General features: G+C 58.5%; 10 protein-coding genes. All 10 read right to left on the minus strand.

What is annotated here, in order from left to right; translation table 11 throughout:
* Window positions 1-4: 4 nt before the first annotated feature.
* Window positions 5-1588 (minus strand): MFS transporter, encoded by a 1584-nt coding sequence (locus tag OKF39_RS14710; protein WP_193067270.1) that lies wholly within the window; start codon window positions 1586-1588, stop codon window positions 5-7.
* 263 nt (window positions 1589-1851) lie between these two features.
* The gene (flhE, locus tag OKF39_RS14715) at window positions 1852-2244 is read right to left on the minus strand and encodes a flagellar protein FlhE (RefSeq protein ID WP_028013640.1); all 393 of its coding nucleotides are present in this window, start codon (window positions 2242-2244) and stop codon (window positions 1852-1854) included.
* A complete protein-coding gene (gene flhA, locus OKF39_RS14720; protein WP_028013641.1) occupies window positions 2241-4319 on the minus strand; it encodes a flagellar biosynthesis protein FlhA in 2079 nt (692 codons plus the stop codon). The genes flhE and flhA overlap by 4 nt, the downstream gene beginning before the upstream one ends.
* On the minus strand, window positions 4312-5460 hold the full coding sequence (gene flhB / locus OKF39_RS14725) for a flagellar biosynthesis protein FlhB (protein WP_041909432.1): 1149 nt from the start codon (window positions 5458-5460) through the stop codon (window positions 4312-4314). The genes flhA and flhB overlap by 8 nt, the downstream gene beginning before the upstream one ends.
* A 148-nt stretch (window positions 5461-5608) precedes the next feature.
* Window positions 5609-6253 (minus strand): protein phosphatase CheZ, encoded by a 645-nt coding sequence (gene cheZ / locus OKF39_RS14730; RefSeq protein ID WP_028013643.1) that lies wholly within the window; start codon window positions 6251-6253, stop codon window positions 5609-5611.
* Between the two features lie 10 nt (window positions 6254-6263).
* The gene (gene cheY, locus OKF39_RS14735) at window positions 6264-6653 is read right to left on the minus strand and encodes a chemotaxis response regulator CheY (protein WP_008500431.1); all 390 of its coding nucleotides are present in this window, start codon (window positions 6651-6653) and stop codon (window positions 6264-6266) included.
* Between the two features lie 17 nt (window positions 6654-6670).
* On the minus strand, window positions 6671-7720 hold the full coding sequence (locus OKF39_RS14740) for a protein-glutamate methylesterase/protein-glutamine glutaminase (protein WP_045268909.1): 1050 nt from the start codon (window positions 7718-7720) through the stop codon (window positions 6671-6673).
* Window positions 7717-8583, minus strand: a complete 867-nt coding sequence (cheR, locus tag OKF39_RS14745; RefSeq protein WP_014884342.1) for a protein-glutamate O-methyltransferase CheR — start codon at window positions 8581-8583, stop codon at window positions 7717-7719. Before cheR ends, OKF39_RS14740 begins: the two co-directional genes overlap by 4 nt.
* Window positions 8584-8602: 19 nt before the next feature.
* Complete coding sequence (gene tap, locus OKF39_RS14750; RefSeq protein WP_041909430.1) at window positions 8603-10204, minus strand: methyl-accepting chemotaxis protein IV; 1602 nt, start codon at window positions 10202-10204, stop codon at window positions 8603-8605.
* Between the two features lie 44 nt (window positions 10205-10248).
* Window positions 10249-11916 carry a methyl-accepting chemotaxis protein II gene (gene tar, locus OKF39_RS14755; RefSeq protein WP_047367823.1) on the minus strand — a complete coding sequence of 556 codons (1668 nt, stop codon included), beginning with the start codon at window positions 11914-11916 and terminating at the stop codon, window positions 10249-10251.
* Window positions 11917-11931 lie beyond the last annotated feature (15 nt).

Here is an 11931-nt window from a genome sequence, read left to right on the forward strand (position 1 = left end):
CATCTTAACCTCTGTTGTATGTCGAATTGAGTACCGCGCGATCCTTCAGCGAAGATGCCGCTGGCTTATTGCGATTCAGATAACCGATGTTGTTATTGCCCCACAGTGACTCATAAGGCATACCGGCCAGCATCTCGACGGTGGCGCGGGCGTGTGGCGTCGCTGACTCCGGCATCGCATGACCACACTCACGCATTTTCGCGGTCTCCTCGCGCAGCGTGCGGTGGGTCTGCAAATTAAGCCTGAAGCGCAGGGAAACGAGGAAACCGCAGAACAGCACCAGGATGGTGCCCACGCTCAGGATCAGCAGAATGGTGTGGCTCACTTCCGCAGGCTGTACTTTCTGACCGCTGACAAAGCCGGACATTTGCATCACGATGCCTACCAGCATCACCGCACCGGCCTGTGACGCCTTACGGGTCAGGGTCATGATGCCGGCGAAAATCCCTTCCCGGCGCTGGCCGGTGATCGCTTCATCCACGTCAGCAATGTAGGTATAGGTATTCCATGGCACGTAGTTAATACCGCCGCGACCCAGCCCAGCCACCGCAGAGATCAGCAACAGCAGAGCGTAGACGTCGCTCAGACCGGCGTAATAGAGCATGGCGTAAGAGAGAGACGCCAGGCCAAACAGCACCACCACCATGCGGTAGGACGGCGCAGGTCCGAAGCGAATACACAGCGGGATCATCCCGATCACGGCGAGGAACTGGAAGATAGCCATCGTGCCCAGCAGGTTGGACGCCATTGACGCTTCCTGCATCAGCACAAACACCACGTAATAGGTGAAGACTGCGTTAAATACGTCCTGTGCGATGTAGCCGCCGAGGTACATGCCAAGATGCTGGCGGAAAATCTTGATGCGCAGCGTAGAGCTTAATTCGACAAACAGACGATTGATGCTTTGCCCCAGCGTCAGTTTCTTCTTCTCTTCTTCGGCACGCAGCGCCGCTTCAGACCACTCCTCACGCGGGCGCTCCCAGGTAAAGAACCAGACAAAGGTCAGCATCAGGGCGCACAGCACGGAGAAAACCAGGCTTGCGTAAAAGAATGAGATAGCGTTGTCTTTACCGAAGTGGGTGAGCAGGATCCCCGGCAGGAAGGAGGCCAGAATCGCTGACATCTGCGCCATAGAAATACGCGCCCCGGAGAACTTGGTTTTCTGTTTGAAGTCGTCGGTCATTTCCGGCACCAGCGTCTCGTAAGGCACTAGAATCATGGTGTAGACAATATCAAATACCAGATAGGTCAGCAGGTAGTACCAGAAATTCATGTCCCCCACCCACATCAACGAGTAGCTGAACACGCACGGAATGCCTAGCAGGATAAAGAACTTACGCCGACCAAAGCGCTTTCCAGGCCAGGTCGTACCGAAGTTATCCGTCAAAAAGCCCATTAACGGGCTGACAACAGCATCCAGCACCCTCGCAGCGGCAAAGATGAAGGTTGCTTCAATCGGTGTGAGTCCACAGAAGGTGGTATAAAAATACAAAAGCCAGGCCGCCGTCAGGGCGGTCGTACCAGCCCCGAGAAAATCGCCTGCCCCGTAAGCAAGATAATTTGCGAGTCCAATTTTACGTGTTTTCATTGCCGTCAACCCTAAGCAAATTTGGGAGACTCCCTGCAAGTAAGGCTCATCGGGGAGTTTTTACACGGCTACAGTAAATGCAACGACGTCCTGATACCTTTCTGTTTCTGCCATCACGGGCAGGGTAAATGGCAAAAATGCAAAGAGTCGCGTCACGCGTGTCACTAATTTATAAAACAGCGTTTCTGTTGCATCAAAAGGCGAGGTCAATTTTGCGAGGCAGCCATCAGAATTGACTGATGGCTGGTGAAAAAGGCAGGCAGCTAGCGGTAGTTAACGATGACAGAATTACTCTGCACCTTTAGCGCCGGGATCAAACGTCCTCCGCCCGGCACTTCCCAGATAAAACGTAAAGGTTCAATGGCCGGCACGCCGTTGAATGCCTGCGTTGTGCCATTTTCGCCGTCGATTTCCGTGCAGCGGGTCTGTGAGCAGAGGCGCACCCGCAGTCCGGCTGGCGTTGGGCCAATCAGCCTGTAGTTCCACACCACCATCCCCATCTGACCAGAAACCGTTTCAGAGGGCGACAGCGGATTAGAAGACATGGCGACACCCCGGTTGCTGAGGGTCACGCCCATGCTGCTTGCCTGCCAGGTCCCTTCCCCGGCGGCCTGAGCCGCCAGTGGGAAGAGCAAAATCCATAGCCATTTCATTATTTTCCTCCAATCGTTGCCGTCATGCGGATATGGCGGTTATCCGACAGCTCCAGATTCGACAGCACAACAAGCTGATTCAGGCTGCGGCGCAGGAAGCGCGACAGCAGCGGACGCAGCGCGTGGTTGACCAGCAGCACCGGCGGCGCGCCCAGCATCTCCTGACGCGCCAGCGCCTCCTGAGTTTGCTCCAGCAGGCGATCCGCCAGGCCAGGCTCGAGGCCGCCGCCGCCCTGCAGGGCCTGCAGCAGCAGGCGTTCAAGCGGCGTATCGAGGCCAATCACCTGGACTTCACCGGTTCCCGGGAACCACTGCTGGGTGATCGCACGCCCCAGCGCCACGCGCACCACCGCCGTCAGCTCGTGCGGATCGCTCTGCAGCGGCGCATGCTCGGCAAGGGTTTCCAGGATGGTACGCATATCGCGGATCGGCACTTTTTCCTCAAGCAGGTTTTGCAGCACCTTGTGCAGCGTGGTTAACGTCAGCACGCCCGGCACCAGGTCTTCCGTCAGCTTCGGCATCTCCTGCGTCACGCGATCGAGAAGCTGCTGCGCTTCCTGACGGCCAAACAGCTCGGCCGAGAATTGCCCAATCAGATGATTAAGGTGGGTTGCCACCACGGTACTGGCTTCGACAACCGTATACCCCTGAATTTGCGCCTGCTCTTTCAGCGCGCTTTCAATCCAGATTGCCGCCAGGCCAAAGGCCGGATCGACGGTCTGCTCGCCCGGCAGCGTGCCTGCTGCAGTGCCAGGGTTAATCGCCAGCCAGCGTCCCGGGTAAGCATCGCCGCTGCCAATTTCAACACCCTTCATCAGAATACGATAGCGCGCAGGCGGCAGGTCCATATTGTCCTTGATATGCACCACCGGCGGCAGGAAGCCCATGTCCTGGGCGAATTTTTTACGGATGCTGCGGATGCGGCCGAGCAGCTCTCCATCCTGCTGGAAATCCACCATCGGGATCAGGCGATACCCCACTTCCATTCCCAGGGAATCTTCCAGTTGAACGTCGTTCCAGGTCGCTTCTACGGCCTGGGTGTTCTCCGGCATTTTCACCGGAACCGGATCCGCAGCCGGCCTGGTCTCACGGCCACGCATCCACCAGGCCAGCCCCAGCAGCCCCGCCGTAAACAGCAGGAACACGAGGTTTGGCATCCCCGGCACCAGGCCGAGCAGCCCGAGCACCGCAGCCGCCAGCAGCATAACGCGCGGGTTACTGAACAGCTGGCCCACCATCTGCTCGCCAACGTCCTGATCGGTACTGACGCGGGTCACGATAACGCCCGCCGCAGTGGAGATAACCAGCGCCGGGATCTGTGCGACCAGACCGTCACCAATGGTCAGCAGCGTATAGCTTTCCGCCGCGTGGCCCATGTCCATCCCGTGCTGCAGTACCCCCACCAGCAGGCCGCCAACCACGTTAATCACCATGATCAGGATGCCCGCGATGGCATCCCCGCGCACAAACTTACTTGCACCGTCCATGGAGCCGTAGAAGTCCGCTTCCTGGGTCACTTCCGCGCGGCGCTTTTTCGCTTCATCTTCGGCGATAAGCCCGGCGTTCAGATCGGCGTCGATCGCCATCTGCTTGCCCGGCATCCCGTCCAGCACAAAGCGCGCGCCCACTTCCGCGATACGCCCTGCACCCTTGGTGATAACCATAAAGTTGATGATCACGAGGATAACGAACACCACGATACCGATAGCGAAGTTCCCGCCCACCAGGAAGTGGCCGAAGGCCTCGACCACCTTACCCGCCGCTGCCGCGCCGGTGTGGCCCTCCATCAGGATGATACGCGTGGAGGCCACGTTCAGCGCCAGCCGCAGCAAGGTGGTAAACAGCAGAATGGTCGGGAACGCGGCGAACTCCAGCGTGCGCTGGGTGAACATCGCCACCAGCAGCACCATAATGGACAGCGCAATATTGAAGGTGAAAAGCAGATCGAGGATGAACGCCGGGAGCGGCAGTACCATCATCGACAGAATTAACAGGATGAGGATCGGCCCGGCAAGGATCTGCCATTGGGTCGATTTCAGGTTGCCGGGCAGGCGCAACATTGCCACCAGATTAGCCATCAGTGTCCTTCTCGTTCATAAAATCCAGCGCGGCAGGCACCGGAAGGTTCTCAGGTTTGACAGGCCGTTGACCGCCGGCCAGACGCCAGCGCTTCAACTGCCATACCCAGGCCAGCACTTCCGCCACCGCGGCGTAGAGTTGACCAGGGATCTGTTGTCCGATATCCGCGTGGCGGTAAAGGGCTCGCGCCAGCGGAGGCGCTTCCAGGATCGGCACGCGGTTTTCGGTACCAATTTCCCTGATGCGCAATGCAATCAGCCCCGCCCCTTTTGCCACCACTTTCGGCGCGCTCATTTTGTTTTCGTCATAGCGCAGCGCCACGGAATAGTGCGTCGGGTTGGTAACGATGACGTCCGCCTTCGGCACATCTTCCATCATGCGGCGACGGGCGGCGGCACGCTGCATCTGCCGGATGCGCCCCTTCACGTGCGGGTCACCTTCCATCTGCTTATATTCGTCGCGGATGTCCTGACGTGACATTCGCAGTTTCTTGAAGTGGGAATAGAGCTGGAAGATAACGTCAAAACCCACCATCGGAATAATGCTGAGCACAACCAGCAGCGCGCAAAGCCCGACCAGGTTCAGCGCATTGCTCATCGCGGTAAGGGGCGACTCGCTGATAAGGCGCATCATTTCGGGCCAGTGGTACCAGAGGAAAAAACCTGCAGAACTGCCCATCAGCACCGATTTGAGAATAGCCTTGAGCAGCTCGGCCCCGGTCTGCGCCGAGAACATTTTCGCAATGCCCGGCAGCGGGTTCAGTTTTGAAAATTTAGGTTGCAGCGATTTTCCGCTAAAGACCAGCCCGCCCAGCATCACCGGGGAGACCAGCGCCACCAGCACCACGCCGGTAATCAGGGGCAGTAGCGCAACCATGGCCCCTTTTATCAGCTGAATAATCTGGCTGAGGATCAGATTCGGGTCGTTGACCATGCTGTGGTCAAAACGTAAGCCGGTCGAGAGCATCCCCGCCAGCTTGCGGGCGAGCGACTCCCCACCCCACCAGATAATGCACACGCCTACGATCAGGATCAGCAGGGAGGTCAATTCTCGGGATCGGGGGATCTGCCCTTCCTCACGCGCCTTTTCTAGTCGGTGGGGTGTGGGGGCTTCCGTTTTGTCGTCGTTCTCTTCTGCCACAGTGCATGCTCAGCCCATTACGTCACGGGTATCATGCCAGCGCAGCGGAAATCCAATGGCGGGAAAAGCCCGTTTATTCGGGCTCTTTTCGGTGATTTTGTCGTAAACCGCCTCAGGCGGCGTAACCCCCCTGAGGCGGAATGGACAATCAGAAGCCGAGGCTGTCCAACAGGTCGTCCACCTGGTCCTGGCTTGCCACCACGCCCGCCTTGCTGGCGTCGAGCTGCGGGCCATTGAGCAGGCTTTCGTTCTCGCGTTTTGGACGGGCAGCTGGTTCCGGGATGTTCTCCAGCAGCACCATCAGCAGCTGGCGCTCAATCTCCTGAATCACATCCATCATGCGCTTGATCACCTGACCGGTCAGATCCTGGAAATCCTGCGCCATCATGATGTCCAGCAGCTGGGCGTTGGTGAAGCTGGTGTGGCCCGGCACATCCCCCAGGAACTGACGGGTGTCGGTCACCAGTTCGCGGGCATCCGCCAGCTCGATGGGGTTCTCAAACCACTCATCCCAGCGTTGGGTCAGGGCTTTCGCGCCCTTTTCCATCGCATCCTGATGCGGCTGTGAGGCTTCAACGCTATTCAGCGCACGCTCAGCTGCCTGAGCGGTCATCTGCACAACGTAGTCCAGACGGTCGCGGGCGTCCGGGATCGCTTCCGCCGCTTCGGCAATGGCCTGATCCAGCCCCAGTTCACGCAGGCTGTCACGCAGCATGCGCGTCAGGCTGCCGATGCGGACGATGATGTCGCTCGGCGAGTGTTCTTCAACGGGTTTCATTGCAGGTTGCATCATCACCAACACCTCACATGCCGAGTTTCTCGAAGATCTTACCGAGCTTCTCTTCCAGGGTCGCTGCGGTGAATGGCTTCACCACGTAGCCGCTTGCGCCCGCCTGTGCAGCGGCAATGATGTTCTCTTTTTTCGCTTCTGCAGTGACCATCAGCACCGGCATAGACGCCATGCCCGCGTCCGCACGAATGGTTTTCAGTAGCTCCAGACCGTCCATATTCGGCATGTTCCAGTCGGAGATGACAAAACCAAACCCGCCAGCCTGCAGTTTGTTCAGCGCATCCACGCCGTCTTCTGCTTCTTCAACGTTGTTGAAGCCTAGCTCTTTCAGCAGGTTGCGCACAATGCGACGCATGGTGGAAAAGTCATCCACAACCAAAAACTTAAGCTCTTTATCCGCCATAAAATAATACTCCTGAGTCAAATACGTATTGCCTGTCCGGCACTGATTTTCGCCAGCATCTGCTGGCTTACCTGGCTAAGATCGACCACTTCGCTCACGCCACCCATATTGATGGCCTCGCGCGGCATGCCGAACACCACACAACTTGCTTCATTCTGCGCAATCGTCCAGGCGCCAGCCTGGTGCATTGCAAGCATTCCGGCGGCACCGTCGTTGCCCATCCCCGTCAGGATCACCCCAACGGCGTTGCGCCCCGCATGTTTCGCCACCGAATGAAACAGCACATCCACCGACGGACGGTGCCGGTTAACCGGCGGTCCGTCATGAATTTTGATTTGATAGTTAGCGCCGCTGCGCGCCAGCTCCATATGCTTGTCCCCCGGCGCGATATACGCATGTCCCGGCAGCACGCGCTCGCCGTCTTCCGCCTCTTTCACGCTGATCTGGCACAGCTTGTTCAGACGTTCGGCGAAGGAGCGGGTAAAGCCAGGCGGCATATGCTGCGTGATCAGAATACCCGGACTTGAAAGCGGCAATGGCTGGAGTACATGGCGAATTGCCTCTGTTCCTCCGGTTGACGCCCCAATAACCAGCAGTTTTTCCGAGCTGAGTAACGGTCCGGCCTTCAGGGTTGCCGGCGTGGCCATCGGCTTGTGGGCCGCGAGCTTCGCGCGCGAGGCGGTGCGAATTTTCTCGGCGATCATCTCGCTGTACGCCAGCATCCCCTCGCGAATGCCGAGCTGCGGTTTGGTGACAAAATCCACCGCCCCCAGCTCCAGCGCGCGCAGAGTAATTTCCGATCCTTTCCCGGTCAGGGAGGAGACCATCACCACCGGCATGGGACGCAGGCGCATCAATTTCTCAAGGAAATCTATGCCATCCATGCGCGGCATCTCGACATCCAGCGTTAGCACGTCGGGGTTATATTTTTTAATTAAATCCCGCGCTACCAGCGGATCCGGCGCAGTGGCCACCATCTCCATATCGCTGTGGCTATTGATGATTTCAGTCATGATCTGACGCATCAGCGCTGAATCATCGACAGACAATACCCTGATTTTACTCATGCTTTTTCCTTACTCAGCGCATATACCGTTTGCCCACGCAGGCTAAACTCACGCGCGAGGTTGCTGAAGTTTTCCGAATGCCCGGCAAACAGTAAACCGTCAGGCTTGAGCAACGGAACAAACCGACGCAGAATGTCCTGTTGCGTCGTTTTATCAAAATAGATCATGACGTTACGGCAAAAAATGGCGTCGAAAGGCCCCGGCACGTTGTACTGCTTATCGAGCAGGTTAACGGGCGCGAATTCGACGCAGTTCGCCAGCTCCTGGCGTACGCGAACCAGGCCTTCATGCGGGCCCGTGCCGCGCATGAAGTAACGCTGCAGCTGCTGCGGCGACAGCGTTTTCAGCTCGTCCTGGCGATACACGCCGTTGCGCGCTTTCTCCAGCACTTCGGTATCGATATCGCTGGCGTAGACCTTCCAGCGTCCCGGCGCCATGCCCAGAGTGTCTGCAAGGGTGATCGCCAGCGAGTACGGCTCTTCACCCGTTGAGGCGGCCGCACTCCAAACGCGATACTCCCCGGTGCGACGGCGCGCATGCTCGGCCAGAACCGGAAAGTGGTGAGCTTCGCGGAAAAAGGCCGTCAGGTTGGTCGTGAGTGAGTTAATAAAAGCCTGCCACTCCGCGCTGTTCTGGTTCGCTTCGAGCATGCTCAGATAGCGGCCAAAATCATCCAGCCCCAGCGTACGCAAGCGCCGCACCAGTCGGTTGTAGACCATGTCCCGCTTATGATCCGCAAGCACGATCCCCGCACGCTGGTAGATTAACTGACATATCCGACGAAAATGCGCGTCGGACAGCGCGAGGCGCTGTGTCATCTGCAACAATAATGACGTTTGCCCAGGGGGCATTGGTGATGTCATAGCGCCTTCTTAATTACATTCAGGATACAACTGGCACGGCCTGTGACCGCCCGACTTCTGTTACTGCTTCAACGTGCTCTTTCACATTAAATACCGCGACCAGCCCGGTGAGACGATCCGCCTGGCTGGCCAACTGATCGGTTGCCGCTGCCGCTTCCTCAACTAACGAGGCATTCTGTTGCGTCACCTGATCCATCTGGCTGACGGCCTGAGCCACCTGCTCTATCCCGCGACGCTGTTCGTCCGACGCCGAGGCAATTTCGCCCATGATGTCGTTAACCCGCGTCACGGAGGTGACGATCTCGTGCATGGTATGCGCCGCCGTATCCACCAGGGCAGACCCCTGCTGGACGCGAGAGACCGACTCTTCAATGAGGGACTTAATCTCTTTCGCAGCGTTGGCGCTGCGGCTCGCCAGGTTTCGCACTTCACCTGCCACCACCGCAAACCCACGTCCCTGCTCGCCGGCGCGCGCCGCTTCCACGGCGGCGTTCAGCGCCAGGATGTTGGTCTGAAACGCAATGCCGTCAATCACGCTGATGATGTCGCCGATCTTCTGCGAACTGGCGGCAATCTCCTGCATGGTGCTGGCCACGTGAGAGGCCTGATCGCCCCCTCTCTTCGCCGTCAGCGCCGCCTGTTTTGACAGGTCAGACGCCTGGCGCGCGTTATCGGCGTTCTGGCTTACCGTCGCGGTCAGCTGTTCCATACTGGCCGCCGTCTGCGCCAGCGACGCCGCCTGCTGCTCGGTGCGGGACGAGAGATCGTTATTCCCCGCCGCAATCTCTGAGATCCCCGTATGCATGGCGTAACTGCCCTGACGCACGTCGGATACCGTTTCCCGCAGCGACCCCTGCATGGCCTTCAGGCTGGCAAAGATCGCCGAAATTTCGTTTTTGCCAAACACCGCCACCGGACGCGCCAGATCTCCCTTCGCAATACTGTCGAAGTGGCTGCTGATAATCGCCAGCGGCTGCACAATCATTCTGCGCGCCCAGAGCAGCGCCCCGCCGGTCAGCAGCCCCGCCAGAATCACAACGACGGCAAAGATAACGCCCGACATGTGATAGCTGGTGCGGCTTGCTTCACCGGCGCGCAGAACAGACTGATTGATATCCTGCTGCCATGCGTCAAAGCTGCCGTCAAACGCCGCCTGAGATGCCTGGACCGGAGCGGTCATGAAGTCCGAAAGCTGGTTGTTCTCAAGCCAGGTCGCCTGGTGGTCCAGATCGCTGTACCACTGCTCAAAGTTCTTTTTCATGGCCGCCTTCAGCGCTTTCTCTTTCTCGCCGTCGGCCGCCTGCGCCGTGAAGGCCTTAAACTGTGCGTCTGCCTGCTTCAGGCTGTCGCGCGCCGTTGCCATCAGCGCCTTAATGTCATCCGGCGGATAGCTGAGCGCGGTTAAGGTTCCTGCCTTGTTCAGCGCAGTGCTTGCCTGCAACAGCACGGCACGCGTTTGTGCCAGTGCGGAGCGCTGCTGATTACTCGCCTCAACGTCCTGCAAATTCTGATAGCCATCGCGAAACGCCCAAAAAGACAACCCGTTACTGCCAACCTGCAACACACCGCAAAGGATCAGAATCAAAAACAGTGTGGTCGAGATACGAATACGATTTAACATCCACGCTCCCATCAAGCGGCAAGCAGCCGCGGTTTAATTGTCAGTCAAAATGTTTCCCAGTTTTCATCTTGTCCGGTCGTTGCAGCACGCGTGCGGGTGACCGCCGTGTCGGCGGCTGGCGCGCGGTACGTAGCTTGCGCAGTGACCGTATTTCCAGCGAGTGAAGCGAGACGAAACGCCGAGACGGCCATCTTCAGACGGCTCGCCTGGTCTTCCAGCGCAGCGGCCGCCGCAGCGGACTCCTGCACCAGGGCGGCGTTTTGCTGTGTCACGCGGTCCATTTCCGATACCGCCAGGGCAACCTGGTCGATACCACGACTCTGCTCATCGGACGCAGAGGCGATTTCACCCATGATGTCCGTCACGCGGGTAACGGCATTCACGATGTCATTCATGGTCTCCCCGGCACTCTCCACCAGCACGGAGCCGGTATCCACGCGGGAGACGGAGTCTTCAATCAGAGATTTAATCTCTTTTGCCGCGTTGGCGCTGCGGCTGGCAAGGTTGCGCACTTCCCCGGCCACCACCGCAAACCCGCGACCCTGTTCGCCCGCGCGCGCCGCTTCCACGGCGGCGTTGAGCGCGAGGATGTTGGTCTGGAAGGCAATGCCGTCGATGACGCTGATGATGTCGGCGATTTTCTTCGAGCTGTCGGCAATTTCGTGCATGGTTTTCACCACGCCATCCACCACGCGACCGCCGCGCTGCGCGGTTTCGGAGGCGCTTTCCGCCAGCTGAGAAGCCTGGCGGGCGTTATCGGCGTTCTGCTTCACGGTTGCGGTGAGCTGCTCCATGCTGGCGGCCGTCTCTTCCAGCGCCGACGCCTGCTGCTCGGTACGAGATGAGAGATCGTTATTCCCCATCGCGATTTCGCTGGTGCCGGTATAGATCGCCTCGGATCCGTTACGCACGTTGGCGACGGTCTCGATCAATGAACGCTGCATGTGGTCGACGCTGTTGGCCAGCTCGGTGATCTCGTTACGTCCGGAAACGGTCAGCGTTTTGGTCAGATCGCCAGAGGCAATCTCGCGAATATGGGCAATCACGCGGCCGAGAGGGTTCAGCAAGATGTGGCGAATGCCGTACCACACAGCGAACAGCACAATGACCAGCGCCAGGGCCAATACCGCCATCTGCCATTTCGCAAAGCGGTAGTCATTCTGGCTTTCAGTAAAGGCCGAGTGATACAGATCGCCGCTGGCCTTCGCGTATTCCCCCAGCGCCGCGCCGAGTGCGTTTTGCATCCCCTGCGTCGGCTGTGCGAAGTAGGCATCCATGTTGCCGCTCTCGAGGAACTGGATCAGCTCCGTCAGCCCGGCATAGTAGGCGCTGTATTTTTCATCAATGTTCTGGCTCACCTGCGCCATAGCAGGCTGCGGTGCGATTTGCCTGAAGGCGGCGTAGTGTTTAGCCGCGTCGGCCAGCGTGGCCCGGGCATTTTTTAGCAGATCGGTTTTCGCGCTGCTCTGCTGATTGTTCGGATCCATCATCATGCGCGCGGACGAGCGGCTCAGGTTGATGCGCGTTTGCAGCATCAGATCCCACGTCGACGTGAGCTCACTCTGCTGCAGGCGGAGATCGTTCGAGGCGGCGAAGCTGTCCTGGTTCTGTTTTAACGACGAGAAAAAAAGCCCGCCGGAGATAAGCTGAAGTAGTGCGAAAATGACCAGCACCATCATTAGCATTGTGACAACGCGGATACGGTTCAACATACAACACCTTCTCAT

The sequence above is a fragment of the Enterobacter cloacae complex sp. HYC042_NIDB genome (assembly GCF_056673315.1).

Bases quoted from the DNA above. Each gene is read 5' to 3' on its own strand.
- OKF39_RS14710 (WP_193067270.1), bottom strand. From the start codon at position 1,588: ATGAAAACACGTAAAATTGGACTCGCAAATTATCTTGCTTACGGGGCA.
- flhA (WP_028013641.1), bottom strand. From the start codon at position 4,319: ATGGCTAATCTGGTGGCAATGTTGCGCCTGCCCGGCAACCTGAAATCG.
- cheZ (WP_028013643.1), bottom strand. From the start codon at position 6,253: ATGATGCAACCTGCAATGAAACCCGTTGAAGAACACTCGCCGAGCGAC.
- cheY (WP_008500431.1), bottom strand. From the start codon at position 6,653: ATGGCGGATAAAGAGCTTAAGTTTTTGGTTGTGGATGACTTTTCCACC.
- OKF39_RS14740 (WP_045268909.1), bottom strand. From the start codon at position 7,720: ATGAGTAAAATCAGGGTATTGTCTGTCGATGATTCAGCGCTGATGCGT.
- cheR (WP_014884342.1), bottom strand. From the start codon at position 8,583: ATGACATCACCAATGCCCCCTGGGCAAACGTCATTATTGTTGCAGATG.
- tap (WP_041909430.1), bottom strand. From the start codon at position 10,204: ATGTTAAATCGTATTCGTATCTCGACCACACTGTTTTTGATTCTGATC.
- tar (WP_047367823.1), bottom strand. From the start codon at position 11,916: ATGTTGAACCGTATCCGCGTTGTCACAATGCTAATGATGGTGCTGGTC.